Origin of the sequence: Acinetobacter sp. YH12211, assembly GCF_013418015.1 — a bacterium.
Lineage (GTDB): Bacteria > Pseudomonadota > Gammaproteobacteria > Pseudomonadales > Moraxellaceae > Acinetobacter > Acinetobacter towneri.
In genome coordinates this window covers 161,942-176,937 of sequence record NZ_VPCW01000002.1, presented here as the reverse complement: position 1 = coordinate 176,937, position 14,996 = coordinate 161,942, and the positions used below count along the sequence as shown (strand labels likewise).

Sequence of the window (14,996 nt, the reverse complement as noted above, 5' to 3'; positions counted from 1 at the left end):
CTTAGCTTACTTTTTTCACATCTTGCACATCCGCATCAAGCTGATGAGGTTGACTCTGATGAAATAATCCTGCGTGAAACAAAGTCGCTTGCTGCTCTAACTCAGCAGTATATTCTTGCACCAAACGCTGAAAATAACGATAGGCAAATAAGGCTGGAATTGCAATTAACATACCTGCAGCAGTGGTAATTAAGGCTTTAGAAATCCCTGGAATCATTAAGGTTGGATTACTTGCACCCACATCAATCACTAAAAATGATTCAATAATCCCAAGCACTGTACCCAATAAACCCAATAATGGCGCAACTGCACTGAGCGTACCCAAGAAGTTGATATTTTTTTCTAAATAACCAATTTCTTGTGAAGCTGTCGCTTCCATTTGTGCACGCGCATAGTGTTCTGATTGTTGTTTGTTACGCGCACCCGCCTCAAAAATACGGCCTAATGTACTGTTTTTTAAGTTGGCACTTTGATTCAGTTGTTGCAACACAGTCGCTAAACTTTGCCCGCGGTTGAGCAACAACGCATTGGGCAAAATACCTGCTCTCTTTAAACGCATAAAACGCTCAATGGTAATTGCAACGGTAAATACCGAGCACAATACCAACGGCAGCATCAGCCAGCCACCTGCTTTTACCAATTCCCACATTCGCTTTTCCCCAATAAAATACGAATTAAAATTAATCGGACAGGCAAATATTTAAAATACCATCCAGCTCTTCCAGAGAGTGATAACTGATGGTCAATTTGCCCTTACCTTGCTTGTTATAATCAATTTTAACATCTGCACTAAAACGCTCAGAAAGACGTTGCGTGAGTTGTTGAATATCAGGCGCAATAGCCGTTTTCGGCTTTTCTTGTTTTGGCGCATTAAAGTCACGTACCAACTGTTCGGTTTGACGTACCGATAAATTCTTTTCAATTACATGCTGCGCGACTTTGAGCTGATCTTTAGCTTTCAAAGTTAAAATCGCACGTGCATGACCCATATCTAGCAAGCCTTGCTGCATCAACTCTTTAACAGGCTCAGCCAAAGTGAGTAAACGCAATAAATTACTGACCGTGGTACGTGCTTTACCTACTGTTTCGGCAATTTCTTGATGACTCAAGCCAAACTCATCGTGAAAGCGTTGCAGCGCCATTGCCTGATCAATCGGATTAAGATCTTGGCGCTGAATGTTTTCGATTAATGCCAAAGCAATCGCGACCTGATCGGTCAAATCACGCACAATTGCTGGAATTTCAGTTAAACCAGCCAACTGTGCAGCACGCCAGCGACGTTCACCTGCAATAATTTCATAAGGATGTAGTTCGTCATCAATAGGACGAATCACAATTGGCTGCATTACACCATGTTTTTCAATAGATGCCGCCAGTTCCTGCAAATCTTGTTCTTGAATAAAACGACGCGGTTGATATTCACCACGTTTTAATAAATTGACATCAATTTGTTTGAGCTGACCATGATCTAAAGATTGCACTTCAAGTTGTAATTTTTCTTTCTGGATTGACCCCAATAAGGCATCCAAACCACGACCTTTGGCTAATCCGCGTTTTTTTGTGGTCATGCTTTACTTCCTTTTTTCACTTTGCTTTTTTTCAACATTTCAGCTGCTAAATTCAGGTAGGCAACTGCACCCTTTGAGCTTTTTTCAAAATAAATGACGGGTAAACCGTGTGCAGGCGCTTCTGCTAAGCGCACATTGCGCGGAATCACGGTATCGTATAATTTTTTACCAAAATAGTGTGATAATTCTTCAGACACGTCACGGGTTAAGGCATTACGCGCATCATACATGGTGCGTAATACACCAATAATTTCTAAATCAGGATTGAGTGCTTGTTGAATACGGTCAATGGTTTGCGTCAGGTCAGCCAAACCTTCAAGTGCATAATATTCGCACTGCATTGGAATGATTACACTTTGCACTGCTGCTAAAGCGTTTACTGTAATTAAGCTTAAACTTGGTGCACAGTCGACAATAATATAATCAAAGTCTTTGGCAACTTCTTGCAAGGCATTGCGCAAAATAAACTCACGCCCCTCTTGCTCAGCAATCACCAATTCAACCCCAGCCAAATCACGATTGGCACCCAAAACTTTATAACCAACTTCTGCCTTGCTAATTGCAGTTTCAATCGGCACTTCGCCCAACAATACATCGGTCACTGAATACAGCAAATCATTTTTTTGAATGCCTGAACCCATGGTGGCATTGCCTTGTGAGTCCATATCGACCAATAAAATGCGCTTTTTCAAAACAGCCAAAGATGCTGCCAAATTTACTGCGGTTGTGGTTTTTCCGACACCACCTTTTTGGTTCGCAATCGCAATAATTTGTGCCATGATCAACCCAGTCCTTTGAAAATTAGATACGTTTTAATAAAAGTAAATGACGTTGTTCGTCTAAGCGCGGAACTTTAAGCTCGATAATTTCACAGCTGAATTCATCTTTCAATGCCTCTACTTCATCGGCAGGAATCAAACCTTTCATAGATGCAATAATACTTTGCTCATGCATAAATGGTTTTGACGCGGCTACAAAGTCAGTTAAAGATGCAAAAGCACGACTGGTAATTACATCAAACTGACCTAACTCGCGGATGCTGTCTTCATTTTCAACACGGGTCTGAACTGCCACGACGTTTTTCAGTTTTAAATCGGCAATAAACTGTTTTAAGAAACGAATCTTTTTACCATTCGAGTCCAATAACACGCAATCGCGCTCAGGCTGACACAAGGCAATAATCATGCCCGGCATACCACCGCCAGTACCAATATCCAGTAAACGACCTGCAGGCAAATCTTTGAGGATGCTCAGACTGTCTAGCAAATGCTTCACTAGCATTTCTTTCGGGTCACGAATTGCAGTGAGGTTGTACGCTTTGTTCCATAGCACCAAAGCATCTTGGTATTTGAGTAATAAATTTAAAACCTCATCACTGAGCTCTAAACCTAAAGCCTGACTACCTTGCTTGAGTTCCTGAAAAAACGAATGCATCACAATTCACATCTCGAAAAAGTTAATGGAAGTATACCGATTTATAGTTGCAGTCATAGGGGCGAATGCTTAGTGAATATGCACTTAAGCGTACACACCCTGCTGAATTTGTTGATCTAGCGTATTTAATCGTTCAGGAGTGCCAACATCCACCCAAACACCCTGCAATTTCTGTGCAGAAATTTTTTCTTGCTGCATGGCTTGTTTGAGCAATGGCGCAAGCGGACGTTTGCCCGATTCCAAACCGTTAAACATTTGCGGATGCATCACCGCCACGCCACTATAAGTCAGATTTTCACCTGAGCGTGCTTGCTCAAAAGTATAGGCTTTGTTTGCAGCCAAAGTGAAATCACCTTGCGGATGCTGCACAGGGTTTTCCACCAAAACCAAATGTGCCAAGTCGTCTTGAAGCTGCACATTTAATAGTGGCGCAAAATCCATGGTGGTCCAAACATCGCCATTCACCAATATAAAAGGTTCATTGCCCAATAATGGCAACGCATTGATGATGCCACCTGCAGTTTCTAAGCCTTCGCCTTCATGCGACCACAAAATTTTCACACCAAATTGCGAACCATCACCCAAAGCATCTGCAAGTTTTTCACCCAACCATGCCGTATTGATGACAATTTCCTGCACACCCATCTTTTGTAATTTTTCGATGTGCCACACAATTAAAGGCTTACCACCGACTTCCAATAATGGCTTAGGTGTATGCAACGTTAAAGGACGCATACGATTACCCATGCCTGCAGCAAGAATCATGGCTTTCATTTAGGCAACCACCTCATACTGACCATATTTGGCTGTAAATTTTGGCATTACTGTCGTGTGAATAAAGTGCATAAATGGTTGTAATTCTGGATAAGGTTTACTTTCTTCAAGTAAATACCACATTACGCGCGGTAAATCCTTGAGATAACCCGATTTACCATCACGCTCAAATAAACGCACAAAAATACCTAAAATTTTGATATGACGCTGAATCGCCATCATATCGGCATCTTTTTTAAATTGTTCAAAATCACGGTCTTGCTTAGATGCTGCCGGCAACAAGTCATAAAACATTTTAAACCAGCGATACACACGCTCAGCATTCCACTGTACATAAGCATCACGCGTAATTGAAATCAGGTCATAGGTGTCTGCACCAATCACTGCATCCTGAAAATCGATTACACCTAGCTCGGTATCATCATTAATTTTCATTAAGTTACGACTATGAAAATCGCGATGCACAATCACTTGTGGCTGAGCCAAAGCGGCATTGGCCAAAATTGCAAATGTACGTTTAATTAATGCACTTTCTTCAGCCGTTGGCTGAATCTGTAAGGCAGGCAATAACCAGTCGGTGAGTAGTTCCATTTCACTGATCAGTTTGTCATACGAGTATTCAGGGAAATGTGCGGTACCATCAATGCCTTGCAATTGAATCAGTTGTTTAAAACACTGCGCATAATAGTCATCTACAGTCTGATCATTCAGCAAGGTAGATAATAAGACATCACCAAAATCTTCAAGCAACAAAAAGCCTTGTGTCAGGTCTTTAGCTACAATTTTTGGCACGCGCACGCCATGGGCAGCAAAAAATTCATCAATCGTCACAAAAGGACCACAATCTTCTTTTTCTGGTGGTGCATCCATGAGCATAAATGTTTTATTATTCAATTTGATTCGTGCGTAACGACGGAAACTTGCATCGCCTGCTAAAAAATGAGTTTCAAATTGATCTGAACCAAGTACAGATGTTATCCATGTTTGTATCAATTGTTCACGTTGTGTATTCATTTGCAATAAATTCTAATACAGGCTGAGTTTTTAAAGTGCTAAGTGTAGCTACTTCTGCGCTTTTTCTCTATGATGCGACAATAATTAATTGCGATTAAGCACTCTTGGTTGATGAGATAAATGAAGCATCAGTTTAAATTTAATCCTTTAGCGACTGCGGTCTTAACTCTGTTATGTGGTCACTCTGTTTCCAGTTATGCACAGACAGCAGATCAGGCTTCATCGGTCAGTCATATTGACAACCAACGGCTTAAACAAAGTATTCAAGAGACTTACCCAGGTCAGCAATTCTTTGAGCAATATTATGTTGATAAAGCAACGCCCGAAGCGCAACAACAATTTGGGCACACTCAAAGTTCTGCCTATTGTGAAGGTGCATGGCTAACGCCAATCAGCTCAAGCACCGTTGCCGTAGATGCTGCAGAAGCGACCTCTACCGTTACTGCCGATTATGGTCACTATGACCCAAATGGCGATTCCGTCTTGGAAGGCAATGTCCTGATTGACCAGCAAGGCCGTCAAATTCGCGCCGATAAAATTACCATTGATCAAACCCAAACCTTTGCCAAAGCCGAAGGTCGTGTACAAATGGCACAAGCTGGTTTACTTGCGCAAAGTGATGAAATTAACTACAACCTTAAAACTCAGCAAGGCGATTTAAATAACAGTTTTTATATTGCTGAAGAACAGCATGCGCATGGCATGGCAGAAAAAATTGCACGTACCTCAACCAATACCATGGTACTCAATAATGCCACTTACAGTACTTGCCCGCCTGAACAAGCCCCGACTTGGAAAATTCAAGCCAATGAAATTAAGCTGAATCAGGAAACGGGACGCGGTGAAACACGTGGCACCAAATTGTATGTGAAAAATGTACCAGTTTTGGCTGTACCCTACTTCAATTTCCCAATTGATGACCGCCGTACCACAGGTATTTTGACGCCTAGTTTTGGCTTTACCAATGATGGTGGTGTCGAGCTATCTGTGCCTGTGTATTTAAACCTTGCACCGAATTTTGATGCTACCGTTAGCCCACGTTATATTGCAGATCGTGGCGCGATGCTAGAAGGTGAATTCCGTTATTTAACTGAAAATTTTGGTTCAGGTAAAATTTGGGGCGGTTATTTAGCATCGGATGCCAAATATGATGACCAAGACCGTAAAGACTTACATTTTTTACACGGTTGGCAAATCAACGAACAATTTTCAACCAACTTAGAATATAACTATGCATCGGACAAAGACTACTTTGCCGATTTAAATAACAACCCGAACTCTAAAACCGACCTAAATTTACGTCGTGCTTGGGAGTTGAATTATCGTAACGGCATACCGGGTTTAAAAGCACAGCTCAAAGTTGAAGATTTCCAAACCCTGGATAAGACGATTCCATCTGTGGATCGCCCTTATGCACGCCTACCACAATTTTTATTGAACTATAAAACGGGCAATCCTCAAGGCTTCCAAGTCGAATTTAATAACGACACAGCTTACTTCAAAAAAGATCTAGCTGCGCAAGATGGGGAACCAAGTGGTACGCGTATTTATAATGACTTTGCAGTGCGTTACAACTACCGTAACCCGTGGTCATTTGTGATTCCAGAAGTATCGTTACGCAACATCAACACCTTCTATGAAGAAACTCTAAGTACAGACACGTATAAATCTTCAAGTAAAAGTGAGTCGGTTACTGTTCCGCAATTCACTTTAGACACAGGGATTACCTTTGAAAAAGATGGTCGCTTCTTGCAAGCCATTACCCCGCGCGCGTTCTATGCCTATGCACCGTACCGCAATCAAAACGACCACCCAAACTTTGACTCTGCAACAGCTTCGATTAATTATGACCAGTTGTTCAGTCCAAACCGTTTCTATGGTCATGACCGTTTAGAAGACAACAACTTTTTGTCTTTGGGTTTAAACTATAGCCTATTTGATGAAATTGGTTTAGAACGCCTTAGAGCAGGAATTGGTCAAAGTTTTTACTTTGAAGATCGTCGTGTCACGCTGGATAATACCGAAGACGAATTTAATACGGAAAACCGTACTGGGCCAATTGTGAGCTTAACCAGTCAGCTAAGCCAAAACCTTAGTGTGGGTGCCAATGCTGCATGGATGTCAAATGGCGACAATGCACAGCGCAGTGTCAATATGCTTTACACGGGTGATCAAGGCAACTTATATAGCTTTGGTTATATTAACCGTCGTGTTATTCCAAACCGTCAAGATCATTATGATCAAGTTGTGGCATCGTTTATTCAGCCGATTCACAACAACTGGCGTATTTTAGGTCATGCGCAATACGACCTAGACCATAGCGTCGCCCGTGAATATTTGCTAGGGGTGAATTATGAATCTTGCTGTTGGGGCATTTCAGTCTATGGACGCTCTTACTATAACGACTTGGATGATGTGACGGATGCGGGCGTTAAACCCAAACGTGCCATTATGGCAGAGTTAAATTTAAAAGGTTTAGGCAGTTTCAATAATAAACTTGCATCTTTACTTGAAAACCGTATTTTAGGTTTTAATAAAATTAATCAATCTTGGACACAACGTTAATGAAAACAGAACAGTTAAAACGATTTTTAAAAGCATCTACCTTGGCACTTTGCATGACAGCAGCGCTGCCTGCATTTGCTGCGAATGATCAAATTGTGGCTGTAGTTGACAATAGTGTCATTTTAAAAAGTGATTTAGCGCAAAGCGTGGTTGAACTCAAACAACAACTTGAGATGCAAAAGCGCCCTGTTCCACCACAACACATTTTAGAACAACAAGCTTTAGAACAACTGATTGTACGCCAAGCGCAATTAGAGCAAGTCAAACGCTACAACATTAAAGCTGATGAAAAATCTTTAAATGAAGCAGTTTTAAAAGTTGCACAGCAAAATGGCGCAAACAGCCTAGAAACTTTTCAGCAAAAATTAGATAAATCTGCACCAGGCAGTTATGCGTTTTTACGTAATCGTATTGCCGAAGATTTAGCTATGAATCGTTTGCGTCAGCAAGTGGTGATGTCACGTATTCAAATTAGCGACCAAGATGTTGATAATTTCCTGAAAACACCACAAGGTCAGGCTGCCTTAGGCAATCAAGTACATATTTTGCATGTGCGTGTTTCTGGAGCAGAAAATGCCGCACAAGTTGCGCAACAAGTCAAAGCTGAATTGGCGCAGAACAATGACATTCAAGCCATTAGTAAAAAATATACAGGCAATGGTGTAACCGTTCAGTCTGCAGACATGGGTTTACGTAACTTGACCGATATTCCCGCGGAACTTGCTGCACGTATTACGCCATTAGATGTGGGGCAAACCAGTGAACTGATTGAAGTCCGTGATGGTATTCATGTCGTAAAATTACTGGAGCGCAAAAGTACTGAGCAACGTGCACTAGTTCCACAATATCAAACTCGACATATCTTGATTCAGCCAAGTGAAGTCGTAAGCCCTGAAAATGCGAAACACATGATTGACAGTATTCACAACCGTTTAAAAGCGGGTGAAGACTTTGCAACCTTAGCAGCGACGTTCTCTAATGACGCTGGCTCTGCACGTGATGGCGGCAGTCTAGGCTGGGTGAATCCTGGCGTGATGGTGCCAGAATTTGAAAATCAAATGAAAAATACTGCAAAAGGTGAAATTAGCGCACCATTCCAAACCCAGTTTGGTTGGCATGTACTGCAAGTGACCGATACACGCCAGCAAGATATGACTCGTGAATACCAAGAACGTATGGCACGTCAAATACTAGGTGAACGCCAGTTTGATACTGAATTGGATAGCTGGTTACGTGAAACACGTAACAATGCTTTTGTAGAAATTAAAGACCCAAGCTTAGACCGCAAGAAAAACTAAGCTTAAGTTTTCTGCTATTTCCAAAATTAAAACCAGTGTAGCAACACTGGTTTTTTATGCTTTTTTACCATATGCACTTCATCTTAGCCACTACCAAAATACGACTTTGATAAAAAAACCATAGACATAAAAAAACCTCTCATTTCGAGAGGTTTTTTAAGAAGATCAATTAACGGTTGTTATCGTCTTCTGAAGATTCTTCAAATTTAGAATCGTTGTCAAAACCGCCAGTTGCTTGACCGCCACCGAAGCCACCTTGACCACCGAAGCCACCTTGACCACCGAAGCCACCGCCTTGACCACCGAAACCACCTTGACTACCGAAGCCACCACCTTGACCACCGAAGCCACCTTGACCGCCAAAGCCACCACCTTGAGCACCGAAGCCGCCTTGACCACCGAAGCCACCACCTTGACCACCGAAGCCGCCACCTTGACCACCAAAGCCTGCGCCTTGACCGCCTGCTGGTGCACCCGCTGGACGTGGATTACGTGCAGGAACAACTGTAGAAATTGCATGTTTGTAAACCATTTGGCTTACCGTATTTTTTAATAAAACAACATACTGGTCAAAAGATTCAATATGGCCTTGTAGCTTAATACCGTTCACAAGGAAGATAGAAACAGGAATACGTTCTTTACGGAGAGAATTCAAGAACGGATCTTGTAAAGTTTGACCTTTAGACATGTTATAACTCCAAAAATAATTAAAAATCAGCGCAAAAACTATCTCTATTTTTCAATTAAAAATTATAAAAAAGACAGTAGGTAAATTTTGCTTTATCCGTAACAGTTTCGCAAGTCTTCTTGAGCCTGCTTTATCGTAAAATATGTGTGAAATTTATGCGATTCTTGCAACGATCTGAGCCAAGTATATTGACGTTTCGCGAGTTGTCGTGTCGCGAATAGCGCCTTATCCTCCATTTCCTGCATTTTTTCGCGACTTTCATCACCGTTTTGCAAAAACTCTAAAGCTTGACGATAGCCAACTGAACGCATAGAGGGTAAATTAGCATCTAAATCGTAATTTTCAATAAGATGTCGCACCTCATTCAAAAAACCCATTTCCCACATAATCTCTAAGCGTTTTTGAATACGCTGATGTAATTCTACCCGATCAGGCATCAAGGCGTGGTTATGAAAAGTGTAACGATATGGTACATTTTTGGGTTGTTCCGCCTGAAGCTGGGTAATTGGCGTTCCTGTTAATTTATAAACTTCTAGTGCACGAATAATACGTTGTTTATCTGATACCTTAAATTTTTCACCCGCCAGTGCATCTACTGCACACAACTCTGCATAGACCGCTTCCCAACCTTCGCGTGCAGCTTTATCTTCAATTTCTGCACGGACGTCGTAATTGGCACTGGGTAAATTGGAAGATAGTCCTTCAAGCAAAGCTTTAAAATACAGCATGGTTCCACCCACTAAAATTGGGGTTTTGCCACGCGCGTGCATATCATCAATTAAGGCACAAGCATCTTCCACAAACTGTGCAGCAGAATAAACTTCAAGCGGGCTGATAATATCAATCAAATGGTGCGGATAACGCGCCTGCTCCGCTTTAGTCGGCTTGGCTGTACCAATGTCCATATCTCGATAAACCAGCGCAGAATCGACTGAAATTAGCTCAAAATGACCTAGTTCATAGAGTTCACATGCCAAAGCAGTTTTACCACTTGCAGTTGGTCCCATTAAATTGATGACCGGCAATTGATTTGACATGTAACGCTACTCTCCTCGAGCAAAAAGTTTATCTAGTTGTGCCAATGGAAAGGCACGCCAAGTCGGGCGACCATGATTACATTGGCTAGCAAATTCGGTTTGTTCCATTTGACGCAATAAGGCATTCATTTCAGAAAGACTTAACATCCGATGTGCACGTACTGCACTATGACATGCCATTCCCGCCAAAATATGATCACGCTTTTGCAACAAGGCTTGCGCCTCATCATTCGGGTCTAAATCATCAAGTAATTCAGGAATTAATTCGGCAAAATCTGCCTTATGCAAAATCGCGGGCACACCGCGCACAATGACCTGTTCATCGCCATATTGGTCTATTTCCAAGCCCAGTCGTGCCAATTGTTCTTTTAAATCATCCACCCGCATGGCTTGCATGCGGCTAATGCTGATAACTTTGGGGATCAGCAATTGCTGCGAAGTCCAAAACTCAGGTTTATCCCAAGCGGCTTTCATCTGTTGCAACACAATTCGTTCATGGGCGGCATGCATATCTACAATAATCAAGCCTTCACTGTTTTGCGCCAGAATGTAAATACCATGCAATTGCGCAATTGCAATGCCGAGCGGATGCTCATCCACCGCAGGTGTTGTGTTTGTTTGCGTAAGATTGGCTGAGTCTTGATCTAGATCACGTAAAGGCGCGAGATAGCTTTTTAAAGCATTGTTGAGCTGTTGCGAACCTTGATAATTACTCTGCACAGGTCGGTTATATTGAACTGTCTGCGGCTGACTCTGATTAAAATCGGTAAGTAACTCACTTCCCGCTTGTGAAGCAGGCTGCATCGTGTACGCATCTACTGCATCGTCAGCGGAATTGTAAGGATTTGCCTCGGCATGTTTGTGCAGTAAAAATTGTTCCTGATAACGCGGTTGCACCACATAAGGCGCAGCTTGTTCGATAGGATCGGCTTTCATGGCTGTAGCTAAATCTGCAGTTGCAGTTTGAAATTGCGCTAAGGTTTCTTTGGCGTAATGTCTTACAAACTCATGAACTTCTCGCTGATTTAAAAAGCGAATTTCATGCTTGGTCGGATGCACATTGACATCAATATTTTCAGGTTCTACTTCTAAAAATAGCAAATATGCAGCATGTTGATGTCCATGCAAAATACCTTCGTATGCCATACGCAAAGCATGGGAGATGGTCTTGTCTTTTACAATACGTCCATTCACATACACATACTGTAAATCGGCTTGTGAACGTGCATCGGAAGGATGCCCCAACCAACCCGATAAGCGCATGGTGACACTATCAGCATCAATCCAATAGGCATTTTCGACAAAGTTTCGTCCTAAAAGTTGCTGCACGCGCTGAAAACGCAATTCGCCACTGTCTGCAATGGGTAAATTCAGTTTAATGCTGTCGTTGTGTTCCAAAACAAAACGAATATCAAAATGTGTCAGCGCCAAACGACGGACAATTTCTTCAATATGTCCAAATTCTGTACCTGCTTTTTTCAGGAACTTACGTCGTGCAGGCACATTAAAAAATAAATCCTGCACCCGAATATGTGTGCCTTTTTGTGCAGCAACGGCCTGAATATCTTGATGGTCAAAGGCAGTGCCATTGACTTCAACCTGATAACCAACACCATCTTCAGTTTGGCTGCTGACCAAAGTCAAACGCGATACTGCTGCAATTGATGCCAGTGCTTCACCACGAAAGCCTAAACTGACAATAGCATGTAAATCATCAGCCGTTTGAATTTTACTGGTCGCGTGACGAGTCACCGCCAAAGGCAAATCTTCAGCATGAATGCCACGACCATTATCAATAATTTCAATGAGTGTACTGCCGCCTTGTGCCACCCGAATAATTAGCTCGGTTGCACCTGCATCAATGGAGTTTTCTAGTAGTTCTTTGACCACAGAGGCAGGACGTTCAATCACCTCACCTGCAGCAATTTGGTTGGCTAAGGCAGGTTCAAGCGTGTGGATCCGACGTAGATTTAACACATCATTAGGCATGATTAAATTGTTGCTCCAAAGCTTGTTGTAATGCAACCGAAGACGAACTTAGCGTTGCAGTACGGCTTAATTCATCTTCCGATTTTTTAATTTCAATGATCAGGTCTGCGGGCGGAATTTCATCGCCACCTTTTGATGGCCATTCAAATAAAAACAAGGCATTTGGGGTTTCTAAATAATCACGAATGCCCATCAGCTCTAATTCATAAGGATCATTTAAACGATATAAATCAAAATGAAAAATATCTTGTCCTTGTATTTGATAAGGTTCCACCAAGGTGTAAGTCGGGCTTTTAACCGCGCCCTGATGCCCCAAATGCTGTAGAAAATAACGCGATAAAGTGGTTTTTCCTGCGCCTAAATCACCAATTAAATAAATCACACCCGACCGAAAATGCGTTGCCAAAACCTGCGCCAGATTTTGGGTATCTTGCTCATTATTTAAAGCCAAATTAAATGAATACTGCATAACGCTCACGACATGATTCAAAAGACCAATTATGATAGCATCGCACTGCTTTAAAGCCTATGTACTGATGGATAAAACTGTGTAAATGTGGACAATTTATAACAAGTTTAGACAAGGCAATGAATCAAGATTATTAAGCTTAGCACCCAAACTGCTTAGGCTATTTTCAATATGATGAAAAAGAAACTCTCCCACCTGAATATGAGCAATTTGCAGATGAAGTCGACTCATCCCAACACCTTTGTTCCACCCATGCTAGATGGTGTGAGCGCCAGCAAATTGCATTTACCCAAATTAAGCACACAGCCTGAATCAATTTTTCGTTATTTATGTGCCCAGTTTGCCCATATTTCTGCACAGGAATGGCTGCAACGCTTTGAGGATGGTCTGGTTTATGATGCCGAAGGCAAGCGTTTAGATTTAGATACACCTTATAGCGCACATCAGGATATTTTTTATTATCGTTTTTTAGCGCATGAAGTTGCCGTGCCTTTTCAGCATCAAGTTTTATTTGAAAATGAACACTTATTGGTTGTAGATAAACCACATTTTTTGACCATGAGCCCTACAGGGCAATATGTACAAGAAACCCTATTAGTACGCTTAAAAAAACAAACACAGAATGAGCAGCTCACACCTATTCATCGTTTAGACCGCGAAACTGCGGGTGTGGTGCTGTTTTCCAAACAACCAGAAACTCGGGCGGTGTATCAGCAATTATTTGCAGAACGTCAGGTGCAAAAAACCTACCATGCCATTGCGCCTTATCAAGCTAATTTGTCACTACCATGTACTGTGCAATTACGCATGGAAAAAGGTGAACCTTTTTATTTGATGCACGTCGTGGCAGGCACACCTAACAGCGAAACAGAAATTCGTTTGCTTGAACATAATCAAACATGGGCAAAATATGAATTAAAGCCTACAACAGGCAAGCAGCACCAACTGCGTGTGCATTTAAATAGCTTAGGTATTGCGATTAAGAACGACCCGTTTTACCCCATTTTACAGCACAAACAAGCAGATGATTTTTCTGCACCGCTACAATTGCTTGCCAAGCATTTAAGTTTTTTTGACCCGATTAGCCAGCAACAATTCCACTTTAGCGCACAGCAAGAATTGACATTGTAATATGTTTGTCATTACAAAATAGTGGATTTTCGTTGTAGTCATATTGAAATTACAAATGAATTGTTTACAATATTGCTAAAATTTAAATCTACTTCCTTCTATTAAAAATTATGAGAAAAACTGAAGTCTATCAAGTACGCTTGGACTCTCAAGAGAAAAAACAAGCCTTTGCTGTGTTTAAACAGTTGGGGATTACGCCTGCGCAAGCGGTACGTTTGTTTTTTAAGCAAGTCGTGCTGACTAAATCAATTCCCTTTTCAATTGAAAATCAGAATATTAATCTGGAACAATTGATTAAGTTACGCAAATTAAAACAAGAGCAAAAAGCAACGCTAGTGGATGCAACCCCAAGCAATGAAGCATCTGTAACTGGCAATAATAGTGTTGAAGATTTTGAACTGGATGATGAACATCTAGACTTGTTTGATGAACTCAATGCAATTTTGGGTGAAACTGACAAAAATTAACAGTGTTGCATTTTTAAACAATTCTTTAAAAATTTACTTTAAAAACTTAGCTATGCTTCATGCAAGGACAATAAAAAAGCATGGAGTATCGTAATGATTGTAAGACGTGCCACTTTAGAAGACTTAGACCAGCTTGCTGTATTGTTCGATGAGTATCGTCAGTTTTATGGTGCATCCTCGAATTTAAGCCTTTCAGCAGCATTCTTAAAACAGCGTTTTGAAAATCAGGAAAGTGTGATTTTCATTCATATCAAAGATCAAAAAATCACTGGATTTGTATTACTTTATTTAGGCTTTTCTTCGGTTGCCTGCTCGACCTACTATATTTTAGATGACGTTTATGTCACCCCTGTTTTTAGACGACAAGGTTCGGCCAAACAGCTCATTGATACTGCAATTTTATTTGCACGACATGAAAATGCGCTACGGATTAGCCTTGAAACACAGAAAAGTAATTACCAATCCCACCAATTGTATGAAAAGATGGGTTTTGTCAAAGATGATGAATTTCAAACCTATCACTGCTTTTTAAAATAGTCATCTGATCTGACGATTGCAGAGT

15 protein-coding genes are annotated in these 14,996 nt (G+C 41.4%); 5 read left to right on the top strand and 10 right to left on the bottom strand.

All coding sequences use genetic code 11. The annotated features are described in order from the left end of the window. Position 1: 1 nt before the first annotated feature. From FTU98_RS01890 to FTU98_RS01865, 6 genes are all read right to left on the bottom strand, one after another. A complete protein-coding gene (locus FTU98_RS01890; RefSeq protein ID WP_004976814.1) occupies positions 2 to 649 on the bottom strand; it encodes a MotA/TolQ/ExbB proton channel family protein in 648 nt (215 codons plus the stop codon). Between the two features lie 31 nt (positions 650 to 680). Beyond that, entirely contained in the window at positions 681 to 1,568 is an 888-nt protein-coding gene (locus FTU98_RS01885) for a ParB/RepB/Spo0J family partition protein (RefSeq protein ID WP_131261484.1), read from the bottom strand. Then, positions 1,565 to 2,347, bottom strand: coding sequence for a ParA family protein (locus tag FTU98_RS01880; protein ID WP_096901175.1), 783 nt, complete (start codon positions 2,345 to 2,347; stop codon positions 1,565 to 1,567). Before FTU98_RS01880 ends, FTU98_RS01885 begins: the two co-directional genes overlap by 4 nt. Before the next feature lie 22 nt (positions 2,348 to 2,369). Further along, positions 2,370 to 3,002 carry a 16S rRNA (guanine(527)-N(7))-methyltransferase RsmG gene (gene rsmG / locus FTU98_RS01875; protein WP_154320801.1) on the bottom strand — a complete coding sequence of 211 codons (633 nt, stop codon included), beginning with the start codon at positions 3,000 to 3,002 and terminating at the stop codon, positions 2,370 to 2,372. An 84-nt stretch (positions 3,003 to 3,086) separates the two neighbouring features. After that, a complete protein-coding gene (gene murU, locus FTU98_RS01870; RefSeq protein WP_131261486.1) occupies positions 3,087 to 3,776 on the bottom strand; it encodes an N-acetylmuramate alpha-1-phosphate uridylyltransferase MurU in 690 nt (229 codons plus the stop codon). After that, complete coding sequence (locus tag FTU98_RS01865; protein ID WP_154320802.1) at positions 3,777 to 4,790, bottom strand: aminoglycoside phosphotransferase family protein; 1,014 nt, start codon at positions 4,788 to 4,790, stop codon at positions 3,777 to 3,779. Positions 4,791 to 4,910: 120 nt separating this feature from the next. Between FTU98_RS01865 and FTU98_RS01860 the strand changes: the two genes are divergently transcribed. Next, positions 4,911 to 7,355, top strand: coding sequence for an LPS-assembly protein LptD (locus FTU98_RS01860; RefSeq protein ID WP_154320803.1), 2,445 nt, complete (start codon positions 4,911 to 4,913; stop codon positions 7,353 to 7,355). After that, a complete protein-coding gene (locus tag FTU98_RS01855; RefSeq protein WP_104851883.1) occupies positions 7,355 to 8,653 on the top strand; it encodes a peptidylprolyl isomerase in 1,299 nt (432 codons plus the stop codon). The genes FTU98_RS01860 and FTU98_RS01855 overlap by 1 nt, the downstream gene beginning before the upstream one ends. Before the next feature lie 169 nt (positions 8,654 to 8,822). Here FTU98_RS01855 and hfq read toward each other — a convergent pair whose 3' ends face one another. From hfq to tsaE, 4 genes are all read right to left on the bottom strand, one after another. Continuing rightward, on the bottom strand, positions 8,823 to 9,341 hold the full coding sequence (gene hfq, locus FTU98_RS01850) for an RNA chaperone Hfq (RefSeq protein WP_154320804.1): 519 nt from the start codon (positions 9,339 to 9,341) through the stop codon (positions 8,823 to 8,825). Positions 9,342 to 9,433: 92 nt separating this feature from the next. Continuing rightward, positions 9,434 to 10,378, bottom strand: coding sequence for a tRNA (adenosine(37)-N6)-dimethylallyltransferase MiaA (miaA, locus tag FTU98_RS01845; protein ID WP_154320805.1), 945 nt, complete (start codon positions 10,376 to 10,378; stop codon positions 9,434 to 9,436). A gap of 6 nt (positions 10,379 to 10,384) precedes the next feature. Beyond that, positions 10,385 to 12,367: a DNA mismatch repair endonuclease MutL gene (gene mutL / locus FTU98_RS01840; RefSeq protein ID WP_154320806.1), complete on the bottom strand. Its 1,983-nt coding sequence runs from the start codon at positions 12,365 to 12,367 to the stop codon at positions 10,385 to 10,387. Further along, on the bottom strand, positions 12,360 to 12,836 hold the full coding sequence (gene tsaE, locus FTU98_RS01835) for a tRNA (adenosine(37)-N6)-threonylcarbamoyltransferase complex ATPase subunit type 1 TsaE (protein WP_096901184.1): 477 nt from the start codon (positions 12,834 to 12,836) through the stop codon (positions 12,360 to 12,362). The genes mutL and tsaE overlap by 8 nt, the downstream gene beginning before the upstream one ends. A 216-nt stretch (positions 12,837 to 13,052) precedes the next feature. Here tsaE and FTU98_RS01830 point away from each other — a divergent pair, with 216 nt between their 5' ends. From FTU98_RS01830 to FTU98_RS01820, 3 genes are all read left to right on the top strand, one after another. Further along, on the top strand, positions 13,053 to 13,967 hold the full coding sequence (locus tag FTU98_RS01830) for a pseudouridine synthase (protein WP_154320807.1): 915 nt from the start codon (positions 13,053 to 13,055) through the stop codon (positions 13,965 to 13,967). Positions 13,968 to 14,077: 110 nt separating this feature from the next. Beyond that, a complete protein-coding gene (locus FTU98_RS01825; RefSeq protein WP_004976848.1) occupies positions 14,078 to 14,434 on the top strand; it encodes a type II toxin-antitoxin system RelB/DinJ family antitoxin in 357 nt (118 codons plus the stop codon). Between the two features lie 93 nt (positions 14,435 to 14,527). Then, on the top strand, positions 14,528 to 14,971 hold the full coding sequence (locus FTU98_RS01820) for a GNAT family N-acetyltransferase (RefSeq protein ID WP_004976850.1): 444 nt from the start codon (positions 14,528 to 14,530) through the stop codon (positions 14,969 to 14,971). The last annotated feature ends 25 nt before the right edge of the window (positions 14,972 to 14,996 follow it).

Bases quoted from the DNA above. Each gene is read 5' to 3' on its own strand.
- FTU98_RS01890 (WP_004976814.1), bottom strand. From the start codon at position 649: ATGTGGGAATTGGTAAAAGCAGGTGGCTGGCTGATGCTGCCGTTGGTA.
- FTU98_RS01885 (WP_131261484.1), bottom strand. From the start codon at position 1,568: ATGACCACAAAAAAACGCGGATTAGCCAAAGGTCGTGGTTTGGATGCC.
- FTU98_RS01880 (WP_096901175.1), bottom strand. From the start codon at position 2,347: ATGGCACAAATTATTGCGATTGCGAACCAAAAAGGTGGTGTCGGAAAA.
- rsmG (WP_154320801.1), bottom strand. From the start codon at position 3,002: ATGCATTCGTTTTTTCAGGAACTCAAGCAAGGTAGTCAGGCTTTAGGT.
- murU (WP_131261486.1), bottom strand. From the start codon at position 3,776: ATGAAAGCCATGATTCTTGCTGCAGGCATGGGTAATCGTATGCGTCCT.
- FTU98_RS01865 (WP_154320802.1), bottom strand. From the start codon at position 4,790: ATGAATACACAACGTGAACAATTGATACAAACATGGATAACATCTGTA.
- FTU98_RS01860 (WP_154320803.1), top strand. From the start codon at position 4,911: ATGAAGCATCAGTTTAAATTTAATCCTTTAGCGACTGCGGTCTTAACT.
- FTU98_RS01855 (WP_104851883.1), top strand. From the start codon at position 7,355: ATGAAAACAGAACAGTTAAAACGATTTTTAAAAGCATCTACCTTGGCA.
- hfq (WP_154320804.1), bottom strand. From the start codon at position 9,341: ATGTCTAAAGGTCAAACTTTACAAGATCCGTTCTTGAATTCTCTCCGT.
- miaA (WP_154320805.1), bottom strand. From the start codon at position 10,378: ATGTCAAATCAATTGCCGGTCATCAATTTAATGGGACCAACTGCAAGT.
- mutL (WP_154320806.1), bottom strand. From the start codon at position 12,367: ATGCCTAATGATGTGTTAAATCTACGTCGGATCCACACGCTTGAACCT.
- tsaE (WP_096901184.1), bottom strand. From the start codon at position 12,836: ATGCAGTATTCATTTAATTTGGCTTTAAATAATGAGCAAGATACCCAA.
- FTU98_RS01830 (WP_154320807.1), top strand. From the start codon at position 13,053: ATGAAGTCGACTCATCCCAACACCTTTGTTCCACCCATGCTAGATGGT.
- FTU98_RS01825 (WP_004976848.1), top strand. From the start codon at position 14,078: ATGAGAAAAACTGAAGTCTATCAAGTACGCTTGGACTCTCAAGAGAAA.
- FTU98_RS01820 (WP_004976850.1), top strand. From the start codon at position 14,528: ATGATTGTAAGACGTGCCACTTTAGAAGACTTAGACCAGCTTGCTGTA.